Source organism: Azospirillum brasilense, from assembly GCF_008365405.1.
GTDB lineage: Bacteria > Pseudomonadota > Alphaproteobacteria > Azospirillales > Azospirillaceae > Azospirillum > Azospirillum brasilense_D.
Map to the genome: position 1 here is coordinate 1 of NZ_QOKV01000037.1, position 24,378 is coordinate 24,378.

At 65.1% G+C, this 24,378-nt stretch carries 16 protein-coding genes and 1 pseudogene; 3 read left to right on the plus strand and 14 right to left on the minus strand.

Annotation, left to right across the window (positions count from 1 at the left end; translation table 11 throughout):
- The first annotated feature begins 112 nt into the window (after positions 1-112).
- A complete protein-coding gene (locus DS837_RS29955) occupies positions 113-658 on the plus strand; it encodes a GNAT family N-acetyltransferase (RefSeq protein ID WP_247890205.1) in 546 nt (181 codons plus the stop codon).
- Between the two features lie 30 nt (positions 659-688).
- On the opposite strand, the gene DS837_RS29960 is transcribed toward DS837_RS29955, so the two are convergent.
- The 13 genes from DS837_RS29960 to rfbF form a co-directional block, all read right to left on the minus strand.
- Complete coding sequence (locus tag DS837_RS29960; RefSeq protein ID WP_149168082.1) at positions 689-2,413, minus strand: SEL1-like repeat protein; 1,725 nt, start codon at positions 2,411-2,413, stop codon at positions 689-691.
- 37 nt (positions 2,414-2,450) lie between these two features.
- Complete coding sequence (locus DS837_RS29965) at positions 2,451-3,809, minus strand: HlyD family type I secretion periplasmic adaptor subunit (RefSeq protein ID WP_149168083.1); 1,359 nt, start codon at positions 3,807-3,809, stop codon at positions 2,451-2,453.
- Positions 3,772-6,009, minus strand: a complete 2,238-nt coding sequence (locus DS837_RS29970) for a peptidase domain-containing ABC transporter (RefSeq protein ID WP_149168084.1) — start codon at positions 6,007-6,009, stop codon at positions 3,772-3,774. Before DS837_RS29970 ends, DS837_RS29965 begins: the two co-directional genes overlap by 38 nt.
- 347 nt (positions 6,010-6,356) lie before the next feature.
- Positions 6,357-7,331: a GDP-L-fucose synthase family protein gene (locus DS837_RS29975; protein ID WP_149168085.1), complete on the minus strand. Its 975-nt coding sequence runs from the start codon at positions 7,329-7,331 to the stop codon at positions 6,357-6,359.
- A gap of 46 nt (positions 7,332-7,377) precedes the next feature.
- The gene (locus tag DS837_RS29980; RefSeq protein ID WP_149168086.1) at positions 7,378-8,139 is read right to left on the minus strand and encodes an ABC transporter ATP-binding protein; all 762 of its coding nucleotides are present in this window, start codon (positions 8,137-8,139) and stop codon (positions 7,378-7,380) included.
- Positions 8,139-8,999 (minus strand): ABC transporter permease, encoded by an 861-nt coding sequence (locus DS837_RS29985; RefSeq protein ID WP_247890206.1) that lies wholly within the window; start codon positions 8,997-8,999, stop codon positions 8,139-8,141. Before DS837_RS29985 ends, DS837_RS29980 begins: the two co-directional genes overlap by 1 nt.
- A gap of 179 nt (positions 9,000-9,178) precedes the next feature.
- Positions 9,179-10,237, minus strand: a complete 1,059-nt coding sequence (gene gmd / locus DS837_RS29990; protein WP_149168087.1) for a GDP-mannose 4,6-dehydratase — start codon at positions 10,235-10,237, stop codon at positions 9,179-9,181.
- A 254-nt stretch (positions 10,238-10,491) separates the two neighbouring features.
- The gene (locus DS837_RS29995) at positions 10,492-15,708 is read right to left on the minus strand and encodes a glycoside hydrolase family 99-like domain-containing protein (RefSeq protein ID WP_170296048.1); all 5,217 of its coding nucleotides are present in this window, start codon (positions 15,706-15,708) and stop codon (positions 10,492-10,494) included.
- A gap of 370 nt (positions 15,709-16,078) precedes the next feature.
- Complete coding sequence (locus tag DS837_RS30000; protein ID WP_149168089.1) at positions 16,079-16,996, minus strand: NAD-dependent epimerase/dehydratase family protein; 918 nt, start codon at positions 16,994-16,996, stop codon at positions 16,079-16,081.
- Entirely contained in the window at positions 16,993-17,523 is a 531-nt protein-coding gene (rfbC, locus tag DS837_RS30005; protein WP_149168090.1) for a dTDP-4-dehydrorhamnose 3,5-epimerase, read from the minus strand. Before rfbC ends, DS837_RS30000 begins: the two co-directional genes overlap by 4 nt.
- 27 nt (positions 17,524-17,550) lie before the next feature.
- Complete coding sequence (locus DS837_RS30010; RefSeq protein ID WP_149168091.1) at positions 17,551-18,789, minus strand: class I SAM-dependent methyltransferase; 1,239 nt, start codon at positions 18,787-18,789, stop codon at positions 17,551-17,553.
- A gap of 39 nt (positions 18,790-18,828) precedes the next feature.
- A complete protein-coding gene (gene rfbG, locus DS837_RS30015) occupies positions 18,829-19,899 on the minus strand; it encodes a CDP-glucose 4,6-dehydratase (protein WP_149168092.1) in 1,071 nt (356 codons plus the stop codon).
- Between the two features lie 31 nt (positions 19,900-19,930).
- The gene (gene rfbF / locus DS837_RS30020) at positions 19,931-20,788 is read right to left on the minus strand and encodes a glucose-1-phosphate cytidylyltransferase (RefSeq protein WP_345772133.1); all 858 of its coding nucleotides are present in this window, start codon (positions 20,786-20,788) and stop codon (positions 19,931-19,933) included.
- 247 nt (positions 20,789-21,035) lie between these two features.
- Between rfbF and DS837_RS30025 the strand changes: the two are divergent.
- Positions 21,036-22,169 (plus strand): annotated as a pseudogene (locus DS837_RS30025) (ISL3 family transposase); the annotation flags it as partial.
- Between the two features lie 117 nt (positions 22,170-22,286).
- Complete coding sequence (locus tag DS837_RS30030; protein WP_149168094.1) at positions 22,287-23,495, plus strand: IS256 family transposase; 1,209 nt, start codon at positions 22,287-22,289, stop codon at positions 23,493-23,495.
- A gap of 665 nt (positions 23,496-24,160) precedes the next feature.
- Here the strand turns inward: DS837_RS30030 and DS837_RS30040 are convergent.
- Complete coding sequence (locus DS837_RS30040) at positions 24,161-24,367, minus strand: hypothetical protein (protein WP_149168095.1); 207 nt, start codon at positions 24,365-24,367, stop codon at positions 24,161-24,163.
- Positions 24,368-24,378: the final 11 nt, after the last annotated feature.

Consider the following 24,378-nt stretch of genomic DNA (forward strand, 5'->3'; position numbering starts at 1 on the left):
CAGAACGACTCGCCCGAGCCCGTCCCCGTCGATCCCATCCTCGCCTCCCGCAGCTGATCGGTACGCGCGGAAGACTACGGACCGGCTGAAACCTGGGCTACGTGGGGAGGCGATGCCGGATACGGATGTCCTGACGGCGGACGGGGATCTGGAGCGGTTGCGCGGCTTCCTGGCCGGCATGGTCCGGCTGAACGGCGGATGCCCCGACACCGCCGTTCCCGGCGTTGCGGATCTCCTGGCTTGGCTGGCCGCCGCGCAGAGTGGCCGCGGAGGAGCGGACCGTTGCTGGCTGATCGCGGAACGGAGGGAGGACATCGTCGGGCATGTCCGGATCGGCCCCGGTTGGCCCGCCTCCTCGGACTCGGGAGCCCTCACCCTCGGCATCGAACTGCACCCGGACGTCCGCGGCTTCGGACTCGGCCGGCAGATCATGCTGGCCGCGCATCGCTGGGCCGCCGGACGCTGCGCGCGGCTGGAGCTGGCGGTTCTGCCGCACAACGCCCGCGCCCTTGCGCTCTACCACGCCCTGGGCTACGTCAACCTCGGGCCGGTGGCCCTTCCCGAGACCGGGGAGATCCACCACCGCATGGCCATCAGCCTCCCCGCGCCTTGCGGCCCCGCCGGCAACTCCGGACGGGGCGTCACCCTGGTGAGCTGAGCCGAGGTGAGCTGAGCCGGCCGGACGGCGTCACCCCTCGCGGACCGCGCGGAGATGGCCGGGGGCTTGCCCATCGAACGGGCCGGCCGTCGGGCCATCGGACGGATCGGTGACGGGAAGGCGCTGCAGCAGCATCTTGGCCCGCTCATCGCCGAGGGCCGCCGCGCGTTCCAGCCAGCCGCGGGCGCGGGCGAAGTCCTTCTGCTCGCTCCAATAGGCGTGCAGTTCGCCAAGCGCCGTCATGGCCGAAGGCTCCTTATGCTCGGCCGCAGGGGTCAGCCAGCGGAGCGCCTCCTCAATGTCGCGCTCCATACCCAGCCCCTGCATGCAGAAGCGGCCAAGGTTGATCATGGCGCCGACATGGCCCTGTTCGGCAGCCTTGCGCGACCAAAGGGCGGCGCGCGTGTAGTCCTGCGGCACCCCATCGCCGGCGGCGAACATGGTGCCGAGCCGGAACTGGGCCAGAACGCTGCCCTGCTCAGCGGCCCGCTCGTACCAGGACAGGGCACCCGCCGGGTCGCGCGGCACGCCGAGGCCGAGGCTGTGCAGCGTGCCGATGTTGTAGACCGCGTCGCTGTTGCCCTGCTCGGCCGCCCGGCGGAACCAGTCGAGCGCCCGGTCGTAGTCACGGGTCACCCCGCGCCCTTCGGCGTACAGCGCGCCAATGCGCAGCTGGGCCTGCGGATCGCCCTGGCCGGCGGCGCGCTCCAGCCAGCGGACCGCCTCCATCTCGTCGCGCGGCACGCCGGACCCGGCGAAGTACATCTGCGCGATGATCTTCTGCGCCTCGCGGTGCCCCATCTCCGCCGCCGCCCGGTACCAGATCGCGGCGTCGAACAGGTTGGGCTGCATCCCCGCCCCCCGGCTGTTCAGATGGCCGAGATGCAGCATCGCCTCGGTGTCGCCCTGGACCGCCGCCTTGCGCAGCCAGGTCTCGGCGGCGTGCGGATCGGCCGCCACCCCGCCGCCCCGCGCATACAGCAGGCCGAGCGCCCGCTGCGCGGCAGCGGCACCCGCCTCGGCGGCGCGGCGGAACCAGGAAACCGATTCGGCAAGATCCTGCTCCACCCCGACCCCGGAGGCGTACTGGGTGCCGAGATAGTACCAAGCCATCACGTTCTTCTGCTCGGCCGCCTTGCGGAACCACTGGTGCGCGGCCTCGGGGTCGGATTTCCCGCCATAACCACCGGCCAGCAGCGTTCCGAGGCCAAGCTGGGCCGCGGCATTGCCCTGCTCCGCGGCGACGCGGTACCAGCGCTCGGCCTCGGCGTAGTCCGGGGTGATGCCGAAGCCCGAGGCGTGCATGTAGCCAAGCATGGCCTGCGCGCCCACGACGTCCTGTTCAGCGGCGGCGCGTGCCCAGCGCAGCGCCTCCTTGTAATCCTGCTCGATCTTCAGGCCGTTGGGGAAGAGAAGCGACAGCGTCTCGTCGGTCGGGGTGATCCCCTTCGGCGCGTCGCAGCCGTAGTAATAGATTTCGGCCAGCCGCGCCTGGGCATCGCCATGGCCGTTGTCGGCCGCCTGCCGGTACCAGCCGACCGCGTCGACGGCGTTGCGCACCACGCCCTTGCCGAGGTCGTACAGGCGTCCGATCTGGTTCTGGGCGTCCGCATGGCCGGCCCGGGCCGCCGGAAGCCAAAATTCCAGCGCCGCCTTATAGTCCTCGCGCTCCAGCGCCTTCAGGCCCTTGGCGTACTGGTCGTCCGGCGAAGCGGCGCCGAACAGCCGCCCCGCGGCCTCGATGAGCTTGCGCATCGGCCTCCACACCCTTTCCTTGCAGCCGGCGCGGCCCTCAGGGCTCGCGCATGCCTTCCGAACCGTTTCTCAGCGCCCCTTCGACCAGATACGACATGATGGTCCGCTCGCCGACCACGATGTCGGCCACCAGCGGCATCCCGGGAACCAGACGGAAATCGGCCGGCACGTCACGCAGCGTCACGTCGGTCAGCTCGATCCGCGCCCGGTAGAAGGGGCGCTGCACCTGCGTCTGGTCCTCGCGCTTGGTGAAGGAGTCCTCGCTGATCGTCTTCACCACGCCCTTGGCCATTCCGTGCTCGACGTAGCGGTAGGCGTCGAGCTTGACCTGCACCCGATCGCCGGGCTTGACGAAGCCCTGGTCGATCCCGGCGATCTCCACCTCCACCTCCAGCGTCGCGTTCAGCGGCATCAGAGTGTAGATCGGCTGGGCCTGCTCGACCACCGAGCCGACGGAGTACTTCCCAACCTCCAGCACCACGGCGTCATCCACGGCACGCAGTTCGACGAGTTCCCGGCGCCGCTGCGCCTTCGCCAGCTCCTCGCGGGCGCGCTCCAGGTCGATCTGACGGGTCGACAGGTCGGTCAGCAGGCTGCTGCGCCATTGCTGGATGTAGACCTCCCGTTCGGCGCGCAGCGCCTCCAGGTCGTGGGAAGCCGTACGGATGGTGTTCTCGCTGTTTCCAAGGTTGCGCTCGGTTTCCACCCGGGTGTCGCTGGCGATCAGGGAGTTGAGGCGACTGCCGGTCTGGTTCTTCTCCAGCGTCTGCCGCATCGTCTCGATCTCGCCGACGATCTTCAGGCGCGAGCGGAAATGCTCGGCGTCCGTCTGGTTGCTCTTGATCGTCGCCTGGAGGGTGGCCATGCGCTGCTCGAAGTTCGCCAGCTTGGCCGTGTACTCCGCCTGACGGTAGCGCCAGATCGATTCCTGAAGCAGCCGGTCCGGATCGTTGTCGCCGACGGTGAAGGCCACGTTTCGGGCCTCCGCCTGCATGCGGGCGATCTCGGCCGTCAGCTTGGCGACCTGCCGCCCGAGCTGGGCGACATCGGCCGACGAAAAGGTCGGGTCGAGCGTGGCCAGCACCTGCCCGCGCCGCACGGTCTCACCGGCGCGGACGTTCAGGCTGCGGATGATCGAGATCTCCAGCGGCTGCACGACGATGGTCGGCGACTGGGACACGATCCGCCCCGTCGAGGTCACCACCCGGTCAAGCTTGGTCACCGATGCCAGGGTGATCAACAGGGCGACCATGGCGGCCAGGGTCCACACCACGGCCCGCGCCATGATGGGCTCGGGCCGGCCGGTGATCTCCGCGGTTTCGCCCTGGAAATCGTTGATGACCTGCTCGGCAGCCCGATCAGGTGTTTGCGGCCGGCGTAAGAGGAGCGCGGTCATGAGTGCTTCCCGGGGAAAGGTGGCGGTTCTGCTGGAACCAGAGATGCCGATAGACGTCGCAACGCTGGAGCAGCTCGTCGTGCTTGCCCATGTCGTAGAGCTTGCCGCGCTCCATCACGATGATCTGGTCGCAGTTCACCAGCGAGGCGAGGCGGTGGGAAATGACGATCATCGTCCGGCCCTGGGCGATGCGCGTCAGGTTGTTGTTGATGATCGCCTCGCTGTCGGGGTCGAGCGCACTGGTCGCCTCGTCGAGGATCAGGACCGACGGGTCGACCAGCAGGGCGCGGGCGATGGCGAGGCGCTGACGCTGACCGCCCGACAGGTTGGCCGAGCCCTCCTCGATCATCGTCTCGTAGCCACGCGGCAGGCGTTCGATGAACTCCTCCGCGCCGGCAAGCCGGGCTGCCCGCATCACCTCCTCCAGGGAGGCGCTGCGGTTGGCAGCCATGATGTTCTCGCGGATGGTCCCGTTGAACAGGAAGTTGTCCTGCAGCACCACGCCCAGGTTCGAGCGCAGGTGGGTGAGGTCGATCTCGCGCAGGTCGACGCCGTCGATCTTGACCAGCCCCTCGTAATTCTGATGGAGGCCTTGAAGCACGCGGGTGACGGTGGTCTTGCCCGACCCGGACCGCCCCATGATGCCGATGACCTGACCGGACTTGACGTCGAAGGAGATGTCGTCGAGCGCGGGGTTCTGCGAGCCGGGGTAGCGGAAGCGCACCTCGGAAAAGCTGAGCTCGCCCTTGATCACCGGGCGGACGCCCTGCCGCCCCAGACCCTGCTCCTGCGGCTGGTTGACCACGGAGGCCACCTGGGCGACGGCGCCGCGGACCTCCTGGAACTGCTGCATGAGCGAGGCGATCTGGACGAAGGGCTGCGTCGCGCGGCTGGCGATCATGCTGAAGGCGACCAGCATGCCGCCGTAGGCGGAACCGCCGTCGCTGAGGGCCAGATAGGCGCCGACCGCCAGCGTTCCAGAGTAGATCAGCTTCTCAAGCGGCTGCAGGATGGTCTGCGGCTGGTTGGAGAGGAGCTGCATCTTCGTGTTGGCGCGCACCGCGTCGGCCACGCGCACGTCCCAGTCCAGACGCTTGCGCCCTTCCAGCGCCAGCGACTTGACCGTGCGGGCGCCGTGCAGCACCTCGATCATGAAGGAGCCCTTGCGCTGCTCCGCCTTGATCACGTCGCCGTAGGCCCGGGCCAGCGGACCGATGTAGATGGCCACCACCAGACACATCAGGAACGCCACGCCCAGCACCAGGAAGGCGAGCAGCGGGCTCATGATGAACATGGCCGGGATCAGGACGACGAGCGTCATGCTGTCGAGCAGGGTCCCGAAGAGCTGGCCGGTCAGGAAGCCGCGGATGCGCCAGACCTCGTTGAGCTTGTAGGAGATCACGCCGGTCGGCGTGCGCTCGAAGAAGTCGATCGGCAGACCGATCATCCGGTCGAAGATGTAGGTGCTGAGCCTTGCATCCACCTTGGCCGTGCCGATCGCCACCAGATAGCGGCGCAGATAGCCGAAGACGGTGTCGAACATCAGCACGAAGAGGATGATCCCCACCAGCACGTAAAGCGTGGACAGGCGCTGGTGGACGAGCACGCGGTCCAGGATGACCATGAAGACCATCGGCGGGACAAGCGCGAACAGGCTGAGGACGAAGGCGGAGACGCCGATGTCGCGGAAGATCCGCTTCTCGCGCAGGATCTGGCCGATCATCCAGCCGAAACCGAACGGCCGCTCCTGGTCGCTGATCCGGTGGCGGCGCTTGACGAAGATCGCGTCCCCGTCCCACACGGAGCTGAGCCGCAGTTCGTCCACGGCGATGCAGGCCTGGTCGGCGCTCAGCGGGTCCTGCAGCATCGCGGCCGGGGCACCGCCGTCCTTGCGGAAGGAGACCAGGACCATGGTGCTGCCGTCGCGCAGGCGGAGCAGGAGCGGCAGCGCCTTCTCCAGGCGCGCCAGGTGCTTCCAGCGCAACGTCGCGGACCGGACGGTCAGGCCGCTCTCCTCGGCGATCTTCAGCAGCATCCCGGTGGGCGGCTCGCCGTTTTCGATGGCGTAGTCGCGCCTCATCTGGTCGACCGAAAGATGCAGCCCATGGTGGCGCGCCACAATGGCGAGCGCGTGGAGGCTGGTGGCCCGCGGCGCCTCGGCTGAGGCGCTTTGCGGATCGATGGCGGTCTTGCTCTGCATCTGGCCCCTGTGATCCAGTCGCTCGTCGTTACCAGCCACAGTTCCGGTGGCTGGACCGGCGGCTCATCCGGAGGTGGGACTGTACTGTACCACCCACATCGGACTCAAGCGCCGCACTTGTGTAGCTCAATTCGAGCGAACCCGGAGGGACGACGCCCTCAAAGTTGCGCTTATGACGATTTGTCGATGGCGACGCTTGGCATAGACCACTCCTTCCGTACACCCCCGACAATCCGATTTATCGGGGATTTCATTGGGTTGGGCGAGGGTCAAATTGCGGCTTGCGGCAGTCCGCCGCGCCACTTTCACCACCCGCCTCGCGGGTTTCCCCAGGCCTGGCGTGCGCCTCAGCGGTTGCCGGAAAGACCACGCAGCGTCCCGGAGCCCAAATTTTCCACATACCAGCGGTAGGTGCGTTCGAAACCGTCGCGCAAGCTGGTCGGCGCGGACCAGCCCATGGCCTGGAGCCGGCTGCAGTCCATGATCTTGCGGGGAGCGCCGTTCGGCTTGGAGGGGTCGAAGCGGAAATCGCCCCGATAGCCGATCACCGCGCCCAGCAGCTCGGCCAATCCGCGGATGGACAGCTCATGGCCGGACCCGAGGTTGACGTGCGCCTCGCCCGAATAGCTCTTCGTCAGGAAGACCAGCCCGTCGGCCAAATCCTCGACGAACAGGAACTCGCGCAGCGGGCTGCCGTCGCCCCACAGCTCGACGCTGTCGGCCCCCTCCTCCTTGGCGCGGTGGATGCGGACCAGCAGGGCGGCGGCGACATGGCCCTGCGCGACGTCGAAGTTGTCGCCGTAGCCGTAGAGGTTGGTCGGCATCGCCGCGATGAAGTCGCAACCGTACTGCCGGCGGTAGGCCTGGCACATCTTGATGCCGGCGATCTTGGCGACAGCGTACCACTCGTTGGTCGGCTCCAGCGGACCGGTGAGCAACGCCTCCTCGCGCATCGGCTGCGGCGCCAGCCGCGGGTAGATGCAGGAGGAGCCCAGGAAGACGAGCTTGCGCACCCCGACCCGCTTCGCGGCGTGGATGATGTTGGTCTCGATCACCAGGTTCTCGTAAAGGAATTCGGCCGGGCGACTGCTGTTGGCATGGATGCCTCCGACCACCGCCGCGGCCAGGAACACAACGTCCGGCCGCGCTTCAGCCACCCAATCCTCGACCTCGGCTTGGCGGCGCAGGTCAATGCTCTCCCGGCCGACCGTCAGGATATCGCACGGCTCCCGCTCCAGCCGGCGGACGATGGCCGCTCCCGCCATGCCACGATGCCCTGCAACCCAGACGCGCTTGCCATCCAGGGAAAAATCCGCACCCATGATCATGGTCCCTGCCTTTTGGCCGTGCCATTCGAGCCAAGCTCTTTTACGAAAGCGCCTCGGCGTTCTGGGCGTGATAGGCCGCCAAGACCTCATCGACGGGCCCGAAGCGCTGGATGGTGCCGCGTTCAAGCCAAAGCAGCTTGTTGCACAACCGCTTCAGCACATCCTCCACATGGGAGGCGACGACCATGATGCTGGAACGGTTCACAAATCCCTCGGCCCGGCGCTGAGCCTTCTCCAGGAACTTTGTGTCGCTGACGGCGAGCCATTCGTCCATCAGCAGGATTTCCGGATCAACCGACGTCGCCGCGGCGAAGGCGAGGCGGAGCGTCATGCCCGCCGAATAGGTGCGGACCGGCAGGTCGAGATAGTCGCCCAGTTCGGTGAAGGCGGCGATGTCGTCCATCTTCCGCTCCACTTCGCCGGCGTCGATGCCGAAATAGGCCGCCCGCATCCGGATGTTGTCGTAACCCGACGCGTCCATGTCGAGACCGAGACCGATGTCGAACAGTGGCGTGACGCGCCCTTCGACACGGATGCGCCCGGCCGTCGGTTCGTAGACGCCGGCGAGCACACGCAGCAGCGTCGTCTTGCCGGCGCCGTTTCCGCCGATCAACCCCACCCGGTCGCCATGCTCCAGGGTCAGCGAGAAGTTGCTCAACGCCTTCACGGTGACGCGGTGATGGGCGTCATGCTTCAGCACGCCGCTGGTGGAGGAACGCAGCAGGGTCTTCTTCAGGGAGCGCGCGCTTCCCTGATAGAGGACGAAATCGACCGAAACGTCGTTCAGCTGTATCGAAGCCATCAGAGCCAATAGGCGATGCGTTTGCGGAAACGGGCGAAGAGGGCAAAGGTGAGTGCCCAGCCGGCCGTGGCGAACAGCAGGCCAACCGCCCAGTTCTCCCAGCCCGGGAACTGGCCGAGCAGCGGCGCCCGGATGGTCTCGATCAGGTGGTACAAAGGGTTGAGAGCCATCAGGTAGCGCCGTTCCCCCAGCAACTCCGGCTTCCACATGACCGGAGTCACGAAAAACAAGAGCTGGATCACGCTGGCGACGATGGGCGGAACGTCGCGGAAACGCGTGCAGACCATGCCGCACAGAAGCATGATCCAGCCGGCGTTCACCAGCAGGAGCCCGAGCCCCGCGAAAGCGAGCAGAATGCCCCCGACCCCCGGCCATATCCCGAAGACCACCGCCACCACCGCGAAAATGACGATGTTGTGGGCGTAGATGATCAGGTTCCGCCACAGCGCGCGCAGGATGTGCAGCGACATGGGAATGCGCACGTTCTTGATCAGCGGCTCCAGCTCGATGAAGCTCGTGCAGCCTTCATTCAGGAAGGATGCGACGAGCGTCCAGGTGGCTAGACCGATGGCGAGGAACGGCAGGTAGCTTTCCAGGTCGAGCCGAAACAGGGTCCCGTAGATGAGGCCAAGGCTGGCCACCATGACCGCCATGCTGAGCGTCAGCCAGAAGGGGCCGAGCACCGAACGGCGGTAGCGCTTGCGGATGTCGTGCCAGCCGAGCTTGCTCCACAGCCGCCAACGCCGGCCGCCTTCGAACAGATCTTCCCAGGCCCGCTCCGCCTGGCTGCGGTCGCCGGAATCGTAGACGTCCGCGCTTTGCTTGCGGAACCGCAGGCAGGGCATGCTCTCACTCGTCATTGCGGGCACCCTGGGTGCAAGCCGCGACCGTACACAGGCGGCGCCACGGCGAGGAGGCTCTGGACAACACCACGCGAACTCCGGAACGAAACAAACCGAACGACAGCTTGTATACTCCCTTCGTCAGTGGCTTCACAGCCTTAACCCGCTTCCATCCCAAGGGGGGAGGGAGCCCCGGGTCAGGCACGGCGCCCGGCTTCCTGCCTGAAACGGGCGAGATCGCTCTCCATCATCTCGCGGACGAGGTCGGGAAAGCTGGTAGTGTGCGTCCAATCCAGCCTGGCCCGCGCCTTGGACGGATCCCCCAGCAGCAGATCCACCTCGGTTGGGCGGAAATAGCGCGGATCGACCTCGATCAGCACCTCGCCGCTGTCGGCATCGACGCCCTTCTCGTCCAGACCGGTCCCCCGCCATTCGATCTGGCGCCCGATATGGCCGAAGGCCAGCTCCACGAACTCACGGATGGAGTGGGTCTCGCCGGTGGCCAGCACATAGTCGTCCGGCTGTTCCTGCTGGACGATGCGCCACATGCCTTCCACGTAGTCGCGGGCATGGCCCCAGTCGCGCTTGGCGTCCAGGTTGCCGAGGTAAAGCGTCTTCTGCAGGCCCTGCTGGATGGCGGCGACCGCGCGGGTGATCTTGCGCGTCACGAAGGTTTCGCCGCGGGTCGGCCCCTCGTGGTTGAAGAGGATGCCGTTGGAGGCGTGCATGCCGTACGCCTCGCGGTAGTTCACCGTGATCCAGTAGGCGTAGAGCTTTGCCGCCGCGTAGGGGCTGCGCGGATAGAAGGGCGTCGTCTCCTTCTGCGGCGTCTCCCGCGCCATGCCAAACAGTTCGGAGGTGGACGCTTGGTAGAAGCGCGCCTTGGTCTCCAGCTTCAGGATCCGGATGGCTTCCAGCAGGCGCAGTGTCCCCAACCCGTCGGAGTTCGCCGTGTATTCCGGCGTCTCGAAGCTCACCTGCACATGGCTCTGGGCCGCGAGGTTGTAGATCTCGTCCGGTTGGACCTCCTGCACGATACGCAGCAGGTTGGTCGCGTCAGTGAGGTCGCCGTAATGCATCCGGAAACGGACGTCCTCCTCGTGCACGTCACGGTACAGATGCTCCACCCGCTCCGTGTTGAAGGACGACGAGCGCCGCTTGACGCCGTGGACGGTGTAGCCCTTGTCCAGCAGCAGTTCCGACAGATAGGCGCCGTCCTGCCCCGTGACGCCGGTGATTAGAGCAACCTTGCGCAACGCACGCTCCTATTTTTGAACCGCGGATCCGGCTGCTCCTGGCTGTGCAGCGGACGTCCGTGAGGAGCAGCATAACCGCTCGGATCCGCCGCCCACATCAACATCTTCCTCGGGCAGGCGGGGACGACGGGCGGCGCGGCGCCGCCGGCGGAGCCCGGCTCGTGGGATCCAGATGGGAATTCACCGGGAAAGGCGGCCTGGAGCTTCCTCGGACGGAGGCTCCCTTCGACAGCTCCAAGGCCCGGTCGCAGGGCCTAGTCACCCATCGCCGAGGAAACCGCTTCGAGCCAGCCGCGGCCGAAATCCCGGTCCGGTTCTAGAACGGTGCCCTCCGCCCATTCATTCCAGGCGTTGATGAAGACGACCCGTTCTCCCGGCTGCCGCCGCTCATGGAGAACGATCTCCCTGAGCCACCGGCGGAAATTCGTGGGGGTCGCGCCATGGAAGATGGTCGCCCGCTTGCCCCTGCGGGACGTGTTGTCGAAGCCGGCCATCAAGCCCCGGTGCCGGCGTCCGACCACGGGATTCTTGAGCTTCTGGACGGCAGAATCCACGGTTCGCCCATAGTCGAAGACGATCCCGCTATCCTCCGGGGCATCCGTCGGCCTCGGCGTGAGAAGAACGGCAGGGGCCCGGTGCGGCGGGAACTCGTAATACGAATCGAACCCGATTTCAGCGGGATCGTCCGGCAAGTCCTCGTCGTTCGGGAAATCGACCAGGCCGGCGCAAAGATGAACGTTCGGCACGCCTCTCTTGACGAATTCCTCACGCAATTTATCCATCGCCGCCCGGCAATCCTCAATATGGCGGGCGCGATAGATGAGCAGCATCGGCCGGCCGTCGAGCTTGAAATACCGGTCGTCCTTCAGGACCGGAGCGACGTCATGGGCGAACAGCTTTTCCCACCCGGGCTCATACGTCTGGGGCAGGAGCGTTTCGTGGTTGAGCCCATCCCAGTTGCGGCTCCACGGCTCATTGGCCCAGCAAATCATGAAAGGGTTCTCGGGCTCGCCGAGGCGCAGGATCTCATCCAAGGGACGTTCGAGAATCCGGCGGCCATTGAACCAGTAATAATAATAGCAGAACCCCGTTATCCCATGCTTTCGCGCCAAAGCCGCCTGGGCCGCGCGAATTTCCGGCAGCCTCAAGTCATAGAAGCCGAGATCCGACGGGAGACGCGGCTGCCGGTGCTCCGAAAACATGGGAGCAGCCCGCGTGACGTTCGTCCACTCCGTGAACCCTTCGCCCCACCAAAGATTGTTTTCCTTGATCGGATGGAATTGCGGCAGGAAGAGCGCGAACGCATGTATCTTCGACGCGCCATCCTTCTGGTGCGCTTGCAGGATCGCATCATCGATCTTGCTCGACTCAACGAACTTCATGCCCGCGTCTTCGCAGATCAGGCCGAACATCCGCTCGACGGCATGGCCGAGGGCGCCGTTCACCGGCATCGGCTCCGGCTCGAAATCGTTGACGTTCAGCCCGGAGCCCAGCAGCGTGCGCAGGATCAGCGGCCGGATCCAGAACATTCCGCCCCCGGGAAAGCTCCGGGAAACGTAATCGGTCGAAATCGACAGTCTCGGCAGAAGTTTGTTGAGGAAGTCTTCGTTGCCCGCCCAGCATTCCTCGCCACTGAAGATGTTGCCGTCGGCGACCACGATGCCCAGGTCGGGGTCGGACCGGAAACGCGCGATGATCCGGTCGACAAGCTCCCGGCTACCAAGAATGCCGTCGATCAGCTGGCGGCGCCACTGGTCTCCGTCCGCCACGTACGTGCTTCGCTTGGAGTGGATCTTGCAGATGAGTTCGTAACGGAAAAGCACGCCCGTCTGCAGGATCGCCATGAAGCGGGCGATATCGCGGCCCCGGTCCTGCGGGAACACGAACACCCGCGCCTGCTGGAAATCCTTCTTGATCGCGTCCTCAAGCGTGTGGGACACGCCCGCCACAAGAGAAACGAAGAGATCGAAAGGGGCGCTGATGTTCTTGATCGAAGCCGCCATTTCCTCCCATGTATCGGGGTGATACACGTGGACGACAACCGCGATCGGTCCGGAGGGAATCAGGCCGCGCAGTTCGAAGAAATCCGGCAATTCCAGATCGGGAAGATTGGTCAGCCGAAGCCGATCGGAATGCGTGCTGCCTCCCTTTGAACCAAAAACCTTGGGGTTCGTCAGCAAATAGTGGGCGAGCGGATCGATCCCGATCTCTCCCATCTCCGGATGCTGGTTGCGGTAGGCGACCGGATCGAACAATCTGTTCGGGCGCAGGCCTTTGATGGATCCGCACAGGATGTAATGGGTCAGCGGATCGATATCCGCTGCGGCTACGTCGGGATTCTGCTCGCGATACCAAAGGGGATCGAAGGCTGGATTGGGCGTCCGGCCTTCCCTCCAGCCATTGTTGACGTAATGCTCGAGCGGATCGACGCCCGCCATTTGAACGTCGGGGTTCTGGCTCAGGTACCAGGACGTGTTGAACAGGCCCGACGCCAGAACGATCTTCTTCGAATCCGTGTGACCGCTGGTCAGCACGGACAGGTTCGTCAGCTTCGCGTTGGCCCCATGAAGCGTCAGCGACGCCGTCGTTAGAAGCGCATGCGCGAGCGGGTCCACCCCGCTGCCGATGATCGCGGGGAACTGGGCCCGGTACAGCGTCGGATCGAAGGACTTGTTGGGCCTCCGTCCCTCGACCGATCCATACCTGATGTAGTGCCCGAGAGGCTCTATTCCCGCGGCGGCGACATCGCCGTATTCCCCTAGATACCACACGGGGTCGAAACCCGGATTGGGCGAACGCCCCTCACGCCAGCCGACGTCCAGATAGTGGGTGAGCGGATCGATGCCGGCGGCCGCCACATCGGGATTCTGGTTGAGATACCAGGAGAAGTTGAAGAGGCCCGAGGCGATGATGACGCCCCGGGCGTCTGCGAACGGCCCCTCGTTCGGGAGTTCTGGCGTCAGGTAATGGAGAAGCGCGCGGTTCTTCCCGCCGTCCTTTTCGGCGGCCGATTCCGACGAGGATCGCTCGACCGCGCTCTGGTCGGAGAACGGGTTGGGTTTGCGCTTTTCCGCAGCGCCATGCAAAATGTAGTGAGCATAGGGTTCAATCGCGCCAATATCTTTGTAGGTTTCCCGATAAAATTTGGGATCAAAGCCGGGAATCGGGTAACGCCCTTCCGCAGAACCATAATTGATATAATGTTCCAGCGGGTCGATACCGGCCTCGGAAACGTCGCTGTTCCTTTCCAGATACCACTCCGAATTGAAGAGTCCAGACGCCGCAATTACATTGTAATTGTCAACCATATCGTTGCCTGTATGCTCATCCAGCATGTGTTCGTTCCAGGGGCGAGTGGTTCTTGGTGGATCAGCGAGAACGAACTCAGAACCGCTGACGCGCAAGTTGGGGTTGGAGGCGGGATCGGAGCGCAGGATCGGCGCCCATGCTTTCCGCATATACTCGGTCGGCGTGGACCGGTCAGGAAGCTCCGAAGTCCCCAAACCCATATTTTGTCCAGGATCGATGACCGCCGCATGGGGCGTCCAGACCACCCGGTAGCCGATCTGCGCCGTCCTCAGGCACAAGTCGACGTCGGAATACCAAACGTCAAGCTCCTGGCTGTTGAAGCCATTGAGGTCCTCGAAGACCCGCCTGGAAAGCGCCATGCAGGCGCCGGACACGGCCGACATGTTCTGGACGAGGACAGCACGGCCAAAATATCCGAAATCCGGATGATCACTCAGACGCAATCCCTGATAAGCAGAAACGGCAATTAATTCTTCGTCAAGTATGTATCCGGCGTTCTTTATCGAGCGGTCGTCGGAATAAATCATCGCTCCAACGATTCCCACCTTCGATTTCTGAAGTTGGGACACCAGCTCGGTTAGCCAACCGGACTCGGAAATTTGAATTCCGCAATCCAGAAAACACAGGAAATCGCCCTTGGCCTTGTCGGCTCCAAGGTTGCGGGCTTCCGCCTTGTTGAGTGTCTTCGGCGAACTGACAACCTTGATTTTCTTGCTTTGAAACAGCTGAACCATCAGCTGGATCACGCTCGCCGCGATGCTTGAATCGTGAGCGAGAACGATCTCGAAGTTGGCATAGCGGGTGTTGTCGATGACCGACTGAACGGTCCTGTATGCGCCGTCGGCGTTGTCGCAGCGCATCACGATCGTGACTCGAGGCGCCGGTTGCGGCGCGCTCAATTTCACCCTGTTGAACGCGGCATGCGGGCTTGCCTCCACGGTGCCCCTGACACCGGAAGTTTCAAGAGCGTCGGCGATCGCGTCCAGAGAACTGTTCCGCGCATACGGCTTCGCTTCATCCGAATTGCTCGCCGTCGACCCCGGTATCGCTCTCCAGTGGTAAAGGATATGGGGAATGTGCCGGATTTGGTTGTGATCGACCGTGCGCTGGGCGCGCAGCACCAGATCATAATCCTGGCTGCCAACGAACTCGTTGCGGAACCTGCCGATTCTCTCGATCAGGCTGCGCCGGTAAACCCCGAGGTGGCAAAAGAAGTTCTGCGCAAAAATCAGCTCGGGGTTCCAGTCAGGCTTGAAGTAAGGGTTGTACCGGCGCCCCTTCGCGTCGATACGGTCCTCGTCGCTGTATACCAAAGCGACATCAGGCTCTTTTATCAGGAGGTCGGCGACCATGAAGAGCGCGTGCGCGCTCAGCTCGTCATCATGATCGAGCAGAGCGACGAATTCGCCTGTCGCCAAGTCGAGAGCACTGTTCGAGGCCTCGGAAATGTGCCCGTTCACAGTCCGATACACGACTTTTACGCGGGGGTCCTTTGCTTTGTACTCATCCAGGACCCGGCGCACGTGCGGTTCGCTCGAACGGTCGTCGGCAATGCACAATTCCCAAAAAGGATACAGCTGGTTGATGACGGATTCGATCGCCGCACGAAGAAATGTCTCCGGCGTGTTGTAGACCGGCATCAGGACCGACAGCAGAGGGGGGTTGCGCATCGCCTGAACGGCGACCTTGATCCGCCGTCGGCCTTTGTTGCCTATGGTGTCATAGCGCCGAATCCAATCAACATATTCGTCCAGCCCCTCATCGGAGGAACCTCCGGTGGCGAGATAGTGAGCGAGAGGCTCCCGTCCCGCCAGGGCAGCCTCTCCAACCTTCCGGCGGTAATAGTTCGGGTCGAACTGCGGCCCGGGGCGACGCCCTTCAGCGGAACCGTTGCCGATATAGTGCGCGAGCGGCTCAATCTTGGCATGGGCAACGTCCGGGTATTTCATCAGATACCAAGACGGATCAAAAAATTTGTTGGGGCAGCGGCCTTCCTTCCATCCGAATTCCGCATAATGGCGCAGAAGATCCAACCCTGCATCTGTCAAATCCGGATTCGAGAATCGATAAAAATCTTCGTCAAACAGTCCAGAATTTCTGATCAGACCGAGGTCATCGTCCGATACATTCTTGCGCTCTGCCTGTTTCACAATACGCATCATTTCCTCGACTTCCGCGCACCGCATTTCCGCAAACACCACTTTGTCACACCCACCGCTTCCATCGGCGGCCGCAGGTTCCGCGGACACCGGCAACGGCCAGCAATTGGTTGATCCGCGTATTTTGGCCCGCTCCGGCTATACTTTTTGCATAGCTGAAAATATTCAATTTTTTCTTAAATAAGTTAAACAATCGCATAATAGCATCAACGTCCGGCGAAACCGCTCACCCGCGCCCTAAGAACGCGGATCAAAACTCCGTCTTATGGAATCCAAGTCATTGATTTTGTTCAGAATAAAAGACGTTTTGATCGGCACTCTAAGGCCGGCGTCCGCGCCGCTTGGCTCGGCAAAACGGGCCGGACTCCCATCGTTACGGCTTCAGCGCGGCGATGCAGGCGGCGAGCCGCTCCTCAAGCCGGGCGGACGGGGCGAACCCCACCTCGTCGCGCAGGCGCCGGACATCAGCGACGAGGCGCGGCGGGTCGTCGGCCCGCATCGGCAGGGCGCCGAGCCGGATCAGGTCCGGCCGCCCCATCAGCCGACCAATGGCGAGCGCCACGTCGGCGATGCTGCGCGGCTCGCCGGAGCCAAGGTTGACCGGGCCGCAGGCTTCCGACAGGGTCAGAGCCGCGAAAGCCGCGCCCATGTCCTCCACCGCCAGGAAGTCACGGATCTGCGTGCCGGCCGAGCACAGTGCGGGCTCCCCCGCCCACAGGCTGGCGATGATCGAGGCGACCAGCCGGCGGCGGTCCTCCGCCGCGCCGAACAGCAGGAACACCCGGCCCCAGGCCATCTGGACGTCGGCCTCGGCGGCGTAGGCCTCCAACGACCGCCAGCAGGCGTCCTTGATCCGGCCGTAGAAGGTGTGCGGCAGGATCGGAGTCGTGCCCTCGCCGCAGTCACCGGTGGCGAGACCAGGGTCGGTCCAGTCGTATTCGGCGCAGGTGCCGGCCGAGACCATGCGAGTGCCGCCGGCTTCGGCGAAGGCACGGGCCAGGCGGACCGTGGCGGCCAGCCAGTCCAGGTTCTCCGGCGCTCGCCAGTAATGGCCGTGCGCGGTGACCCAGGCGAGATGCAGCAGGTGGGTCGGCCGCAGCCCACCCACCAGCCTGGCCATCGCGTTGGCGTCCAGCAGGTCGCCCGCGTGGAAGGCGACCCCGTCGGGAAGGCCGGCCGGTGCGTGCCGCCCGACCACATGCACTTCGGCCCCGCGCCTGGCCAGTCCGGCGACCGCGTGCGGGCCGATCAGCCCGGTGCCGCCGGTGATGAGGACCCGCGCCGCGGTCATGCGCCGAGCGCCGGCAGGTTGCGGTCGCGGTCGGAGATGACGGCGACCGGTAGCGGCCAGACGATGCCGACCGCCGGGTCGTCGTGGCGGATGCCGCGCGCCGCCTCCGCCACATACTCCACCGAGATCTGGTAGTAGACCTCGCTGTCGTCGGCCAGGGTCTGGAACCCGTGGGCGAAGCCCTTCGGAATGAACAGAGCCTTGTGGTTGGCCGGCGTCAGCTCGATCCCGAACCAGCGCCCGTGGGTGGCGGAGCCGGGGCGCACATCCACGATCACGTCGTAGATGGCGCCCTGCGTGCAGCGCACCAGCTTGGCCTCCCCATGCGGGTCGGCTTGGTAGTGCATGCCGCGGACCGTGCCGCGGCGATGGTTGAAGGACACGCTGCACTGCGTGAGCGCGGGGTCGAGCCCCCATTCCGCGAAGGTGCGCGCGCACCAGGTGCGGGCGAAGAACCCACGCTCGTCGCTGGCCGGGGTCGGCTCGACCACCACGGCGCCCGCAAGTCCGGTTTCAATGGCGCGCATCGCCGTCTTCCCGTTCCTTGCCGCCGGTCAGTCGAACACGCGGATTTCAGGCACCGCCGTCACGAAGCGGCCGCCCCACTCGCGGATGTTCGCCATCTGGCCCATGATCTCGTCCCGCAGGTTCCAGGGCAGGATCACCAGATAGTCCGGCTTGGTCTCGGCGATGTGCTCCGGCCCGAGGATCGGCAGCAGCGAGCCCGGCAGGTAGCGGCCCTGCTTGTGCGGGTTGCGGTCGACCACATAGGCGATGTCATCGGCCGTCGTGCCGCAATAGTTCAGGAAGGTGTTGCCCTTGGCGGCGGCGCCGTAGGCGGCGATCACCTTGCCCTCGGCCTTCGCCTCCGCCAGGAAGCGGCGGAAGCCCTCGCGGCAGGCGGCGGCGCGCTCGCCGAAGCGGGTGTAGGCGTCCAGCGTCGCGAAGCCGGCCTCGGCCTCCAGCCGGCGGACCAGCGCCAGCCCTTCGGTCGCGGCGTGCGACGCCCCCTCGCGGCAGGCGAAGACGCGCAGGCTGCCGCCGTGGGTCGGCAGCTGCTGCACGTCGAACACCCGGATGCCGACGCGGCCCAGCGCCGCCTCGACGGACAGCAGCGACAGGTAGGAATAGTGCTCGTGGTAGATGGTGTCGAACTGCACCTGCTCGATCAGGTTCAGCAGGTGCGGGAACTCCACCGTCAGCACGCCTTCGGGCTTCAGCGCGTGGGCGAAGCCGCCGACGAAGTCGGCCAGGTCGGGCACGTGGGCCATCACGTTGTTCGCCGCGATCAGGTCGGCCTGCAGGCCTTCCGCGGCGAGCTGGCGGCCGGTCTCGGTGTGGAAGAAGCACACGCGGGTGCGCACGCCCACCTTCTCGGCGGCCTCCGCGGTGTTGGAGGTCGGCTCGATGCCGAGCACCGGGATGCCGGCCTCGACGAAGTTGCGCAGCAGGTAGCCGTCGTTGCTGGCCACCTCCATCACCAGGCTCTGCGGGCCCAGGCCGAAGCGCGGGATCACATGCTCGGAGTAGCGCTTGGCGTGCGCCAGCCAGCTTTCCGAATAGGACGAGAAGTAGGCGTACTCGGAATCGAAGATGTGCTCGGCCGGCACATTGTGGTCGAGCTGGACCAGGAAGCAGGAACCGCACACCGCGGCGCGCAGCGGGAAACGGGCCTCCGGCTTGCCGAGATTCTCGGGGCGCACGTAGCTGTTGGCGAGCGGAGTTTCGCCGAGATCGACGAATCCGTGGGAAACCGGAGCGCCGCAGGAGCGGCAACGGAACGTGTCAGCCATGGGAACTCTATCCGCCTTGAGCTTTGAGTGTGTTATCGTTCAGCCGAAGAGCGCCGTGTCGAGCTGCCGCGCGGTCAGCGTGGCGACGTCGCCGGAGCGGTAGTAAGCCTTGTACCAGTCCACCGTCAGTTCCAACGCAGTCTCGAACGACCAGCGCGGCGACCAGCCGAGCCGGGCGATGGCGCGGCTACTGTCGATGGTGAGGAAGCGCGCCTCGTAGGGCTGGGCGCCGGTTTCCAGCTCCCAGGCGGCGCCGTCGCTCCACAGCGCCGTCAGCCGGTCGGCCAGGATCGCCACCGGCTTCACGCTCTGTTCCGAGGGGCCGAAGTTCCAGGCGCCGGCGGTGCCATCGGGATCGCTCAGCAGGCGCTGCGCCAGCATCAGGTAGCCGCGCACCGGCTCGCACACATGCTGCCAGGGCCGCACCGCCTTGGGATTGCGGATGCGCAGGGTCTCGCTGGCCGCGAAGGCGCGCATGGCGTCCGGCACCAGCCGGTCGATGGCCCAGTCGCCGCCGCCGAAGATGTTGCCCGCGCGGACGGTGACCACCGGAACGGGCTTGCTGCCCTTGCTGAGGTAGGAATGGCGGTAGGCGTCGACGATTAGCTCGCAGCAGGCCTTGCTGACCCCGTAAGGCTCCTTGCCGCCCAGGCGATCGTCCTCGCGGTAGGGCCAGTCCCACTCCTGGTTGTCGTACACCTTGTCGCTGGTGACGATGACCACGGCCCGGACCGTGCCACTTTGCCGCACCGCTTCGAGCAGGTTGGCGGTGCCCATCACGTTGGTGGAGAGCGTGTCCAGCGGGTCGGCGTGGGCGACACGCACGATGGGCTGGGCGGCCAGGTGGAAGACCACCTCGGCGCCGGAGTCCCGGAGTGCTGCGGCGAGCGCCGCGGCGTCGCGGATGTCGCCCACCCGGTGGTCGAGCGACTGGTCGACGCCCAGCGCGCCGAAGAAGCTGGGCTCTGTCGGCGCCGGCAGCGAGAAGCCGGTCGTCTCCGCGCCCAGGCGGCGCAGCGCGAGCGCCAGCCAACCCCCTTTGAACCCGGTGTGGCCGGTCAGGAACACGCGGCGCCCGACCCACAGGCCGGGATCGATGGTAGCGGTCATGGATGGTCGGTCCGAATCGAATTTGGCCGCGTCAGGACGCGGCGGACGGGTTGGAATTCTTCCAGGGCGCCTTGCCGGAAACCCACATCTCGTCCAGGATGTGCTTCTCGCGCAGCGTGTCCATCGGCTGCCAGAAGCCGTTGTGCTGCCACGCCGCGAGCTGCCTAGCCTCGGCCAGCTTCTGCAGGGGCTCGTGCTCCCAGATGGTCTGGTCGTTTTCGACGAGGTCGAGCACGCGCGGCGACAGGACGAAGAAGCCGCCGTTGATCAGGCCCTGTTCAGTCTGCGGCTTCTCCTTGAACTCGCGCACGAGGCCGTCCTCGATCACGGTGCTGCCGAAGCGGGCCGACGGGCGGACCACCGTCATGGTGGCGAGCTTGCCATGGCTGCGGTGGAAGTCGATGGAACCGCCGATGTCGACGTCCGACAGGCCGTCGCCGTAGGTCATCAGGAAATAGGGGTCGTCGGCGACGAGGTGGCGGATCCGCCCCAGCCGCCCGCCGGTCATGGTGCTCTCGCCGGTGTCCGCGACATACACACGCCAAGGCGGAAGTTGGCTGCGGGTGAACGTCACCTCCTGCCGCGCCATGTCCACCATCACGTCGCTGTTATGCATTGCAAAGTTAGCAAAATACTCTTTAATCATATAACCTTTGTACCCGGCACACACAATAAAATCCTGGATGCCGAATTTTGAATAGATCTGCATGATGTGCCAAAGAATAGGACGCCCGCCAATTTCGACCATCGGCTTAGGGCGCAGACCGGTTTCCTCCGAAAGCCTGGTCCCCAGGCCACCAGCAAGGATTATTGCCTTAATTTTTGACACAGAACACCACCTATTCTGAAAGGTAACAGGATATTGGCGAAAAATATGGATTTTGTCCATAAAATTTCTTAGGACATATATTTATACCGACAGGGTTCGCTGTCGCAACGGGGCATAACGCTCCATGACCGCCGCACCTCCACCCCCGCTTCGAACCGCAAAGCCCGACTTGACGACTCCTGTGCCAGACTCGTTTGGCGTGACAGTGTTGAGGTCCCGGAAAGCGGAGCCAGAACGGTGGAAAGCGCTTCCCTGCCGTCAAAGGAGCAAATGACGGGCAATATACTGGTGAATGTTTGATGGCGACACGTTGTTGCGCCTGATCCGGGCGGTTCCCCTGCCGGCGCTGCCGACGCCGCGCGTCATCGGCATCGACGACTGGTCCTGGCGGCGCGGTCAGCGCTACGGCACGATCATCGTCGATCTGGAACGCAACCGTCCCATCGACCTGCTGTCCGACCGCCACGCGGAGACGGTGGCGGCATGGTTGAAAGCCCATCCCAAGGTAGAGGTAGTTGCCCGCGACCGCGCCGGCGCTTACGCCGATGGCATTCGGGCCGGCGCTCCGAACGCCGTCCAGGTCTCGGATCGCTGGCATCTTCTCCGCAATCTCGGGGACGCTCTGGCCGGGGTTCTCGACCGCCATTATTATGACCTGCGCATGGCAAGCAAAGCGGCTGCGGGAGCCGCCCTGGAAATCAGCACGGCCGCCGCGCCGTCCCCGACGACTGCACCGCTCCCGGCACCAGCGGCCGAGTTGCCAAGGACGGATCGCCATGGCGTTCGGCAGGCCCGGTTTGACGAGGTGATGGCGTTGCACGGCCAAGGCTGGCCGATGAAGCGGATTGCCCGCACGCTCGGCATTAATCGCAAGACCGTCCGTGCGTGGGTGCGGTCCGGCGAACTTCCAGTCTGGTCGCAACGGGATCGCGGCAGCGCGGTCGATCGCCACGCCGTGCACCTCCGGCAACGCTGGCGCGAGGGCTGCCGCAACGCCGCCCGGCTGTGGCGGGAGATCCAGGAGCGTGGGTTTCGCGGGCAATTCCACACCGTGCAGCGCTGGGTGCGCCGCCTTCGGGATGCAAGCCCAACCTCAGCCGGCGCGGTCGGCACAATGGGGACGTGGAAGATGCCCTCGAAACGTCGGGCGGCGTGGCTGGTGGTGGCCGATCCGGAGACGATCGACGCCGCCGAGCAACGGTTCGTCGATGCCTTGCTCGTCCGTTCCGAGGGCCTCACCACGGTCATCGAGTTGGGGGGCGCGTTCAGCACTATGGTGCATCGTCAACAGGCGGACAGGTTGGACTCCTGGTTGGCCGCAGCGAGAGAAACCGCCCTGGCCGCGTTCGCCGATGGGCTCGCGGGTAACGTCCATGGGCGTGGTGGAAAAACGCCCATGAAGGACCGGGCTGGGGCCGGGCGAAGCCCTCACACAGCGTAGCCCGGCCCCAGCCCGGTCCTCCGCCTCGCAGGCGGTGTGTTCGGCGGCAGGAGGTGGTCATCGCGCATCTTCGGTAAGGTCAAGTTGCGACACGCGACCACGACCAAGGATACGACGATGACCGACGACAGAATGGCACTGATCGAGCAAATCCAGAAGAGCACGGACGGCGACTTCCTGCGCTCGGTCGCCGAGCACACGTTGCACCGGCTGATGGACTTCGAGGTCGAGGCGCTGATCGGCGCCGCTCGCCATGAACGCACCGACACGCGCACCACCTACCGCAACGGCTCGCGCCCGCGCCAGTTCGACACCCGGCTCGGCACGCTGGACCTGAAGATCCCCAAGCTGCGCCAGGGCTCCTACTTCCCGGCTTTCCTGGAGCCGCGCAAGACGGCCGAGAAGGCGCTCACCGCCGTCATCCAGGAAGCGTGGATTCAGGGCGTCTCGACCCGCAAGGTCGACGACCTCGTCCAGGCGCTCGGCATGACCGGCATCTCCAAGTCCCAGGTCTCGGCGGTGTGCCAAGAGATCGACACCCGGGTGCAGTCCTTCCTGGAACGTCCCTTGGAGGGCGAGTGGCCGTATCTCTGGCTGGATGCCACCTACCTCAAGGTTCGCCAGGGCGGCCGCATCGTCTCGATCGCCGCGATAATCGCCACCGGCGTCAATCAGGATGGACGGCGCGAGATCCTCGGCCTTGGGCTGGGGCAATCGGAGGCGGCGATCTTCTGGATTGAGTTCCTCCGTTCGCTGGTGCGGCGCGGGCTGAAAGGCGTGAAGCTGGTGATCTCCGATGCCCATGAGGGACTGAAGGCGGCGATCAGCCAAGTGCTGAGCGCGACATGGCAACGTTGCCGTGTTCATTTCCTTCGCTCGCTGCTCTGCCACGTGCCGAAGGGCCAGCAGACCGTGGTGTCGGCCGCCGTGCGTCAGGTCTTCGTGCAGCCCGACCGCAAGAGCGCCGGTGAGGTCTGGCGCCATGTCGCCGATCAGCTGCGGGCGCGCTTTCCGAAGGTGGCGGCGCTGCTCGATGCCGCCGAACACGATGTGCTCGCCTACATGGACTATCCCGAGGCACACCGCACCGAGTTACACTCGACCAATCCTCTTGAACGCCTCAACAAGGAAGTCAAACGCCGAACCGATGTTGTTGGCATATTCCCGAACGAGGAAAGTGTTCAAAGGCTCGTCGGTGCGATCTTGCTGGAGCAGAACGATGACTGGCAGCTCCAGCATCGTTACCTGACGCTCGAGACCATGGCCGGAATCGCTCCCGCCGACGAACCTGCCATCACACCACTTCCCTCAGCAAAGGCGGCCTGACCGACGACGCTCCTGACCACCTTCCAATTTCCACCACCTTGACGGACGTGACCGGCTCGACCGGCTCGACCGGCTCGCGCGTGATCTCGCGGCGATCCGCACGGCGCTGTCGCTGCCGTGGAGCACCGGGAGAGGGGCAGATCAGCCGATTGAAGACCATCAAGCGAACCATGTGCGGCCGCGCCAAATTCGACCTGCTGCGTCACCGGGTCCTGGAGGCTGCTTGAACGGCAGCGCTCCAGCCCGCCCGCTGCACCGAAAACGCGGAAGGACCCGCGTCCGTTCCCCCGCCCGCACCGTGACATCGATCTTGCTCTTTGCGACGTCGAGCCCGGCCCACCCGTCGATCTCATCCATGCTGTTCGCTCCCGTCTCATGGAAATGACAGCGCCCCGCGACGGCCCAGCTCGTATACGGGATCAGCCACGAGGCGTCCCTGGATACCCGTTCGGCCTGGTCTAGGGTTGAGGACGTAGGCCCTCATCTGCTCGCGTGCTCACAGCACGACTGTCCACGCTGGGTCACCATGTCCTCGCCGTCGTTGCCGTCGCAACAACCCGAACATACGAACTGTCCACCACGACGTCCCATACGGTAGCATCGGGGCCGGAGCGCGCCATGCGGACGAGGACGGCATGGACACGGCGCAGCATCGCCGTCGTGTGCTACTCGTCCAGGCGGCGGCGCAGGGTAGAGCCCGAGACGCGCCCGTCCGCGGCTTTCAGTTCCCGCCATTGGACACCCTCGCGCACAAAGAAGCCGAGCGTCCGGATCACCTCCGTCGTCGGCACCAGTCGGCGCCCCGGACCGGGGCGCCGGTTCTCGATCCGGTCGATGATGCCAGCCACCAGTTCTACCGCCTGCGCGCGCATGTCCGCTCCCA

Coding starts and splice junctions, on each gene's coding strand:
- DS837_RS29955 (WP_247890205.1), top strand. CDS start 113: ATGCCGGATACGGATGTCCTGACGGCGGACGGGGATCTGGAGCGGTTG.
- DS837_RS29960 (WP_149168082.1), bottom strand. CDS start 2,413: ATGCGCAAGCTCATCGAGGCCGCGGGGCGGCTGTTCGGCGCCGCTTCG.
- DS837_RS29965 (WP_149168083.1), bottom strand. CDS start 3,809: ATGACCGCGCTCCTCTTACGCCGGCCGCAAACACCTGATCGGGCTGCC.
- DS837_RS29970 (WP_149168084.1), bottom strand. CDS start 6,009: ATGCAGAGCAAGACCGCCATCGATCCGCAAAGCGCCTCAGCCGAGGCG.
- DS837_RS29975 (WP_149168085.1), bottom strand. CDS start 7,331: ATGGGTGCGGATTTTTCCCTGGATGGCAAGCGCGTCTGGGTTGCAGGG.
- DS837_RS29980 (WP_149168086.1), bottom strand. CDS start 8,139: ATGGCTTCGATACAGCTGAACGACGTTTCGGTCGATTTCGTCCTCTAT.
- DS837_RS29985 (WP_247890206.1), bottom strand. CDS start 8,999: ATGACGAGTGAGAGCATGCCCTGCCTGCGGTTCCGCAAGCAAAGCGCG.
- DS837_RS29995 (WP_170296048.1), bottom strand. CDS start 15,708: ATGATGCGTATTGTGAAACAGGCAGAGCGCAAGAATGTATCGGACGAT.
- DS837_RS30000 (WP_149168089.1), bottom strand. CDS start 16,996: ATGACCGCGGCGCGGGTCCTCATCACCGGCGGCACCGGGCTGATCGGC.
- rfbC (WP_149168090.1), bottom strand. CDS start 17,523: ATGCGCGCCATTGAAACCGGACTTGCGGGCGCCGTGGTGGTCGAGCCG.
- DS837_RS30010 (WP_149168091.1), bottom strand. CDS start 18,789: ATGGCTGACACGTTCCGTTGCCGCTCCTGCGGCGCTCCGGTTTCCCAC.
- rfbG (WP_149168092.1), bottom strand. CDS start 19,899: ATGACCGCTACCATCGATCCCGGCCTGTGGGTCGGGCGCCGCGTGTTC.
- rfbF (WP_345772133.1), bottom strand. CDS start 20,788: ATGGACAAAATCCATATTTTTCGCCAATATCCTGTTACCTTTCAGAAT.
- DS837_RS30030 (WP_149168094.1), top strand. CDS start 22,287: ATGACCGACGACAGAATGGCACTGATCGAGCAAATCCAGAAGAGCACG.
- DS837_RS30040 (WP_149168095.1), bottom strand. CDS start 24,367: ATGCGCGCGCAGGCGGTAGAACTGGTGGCTGGCATCATCGACCGGATC.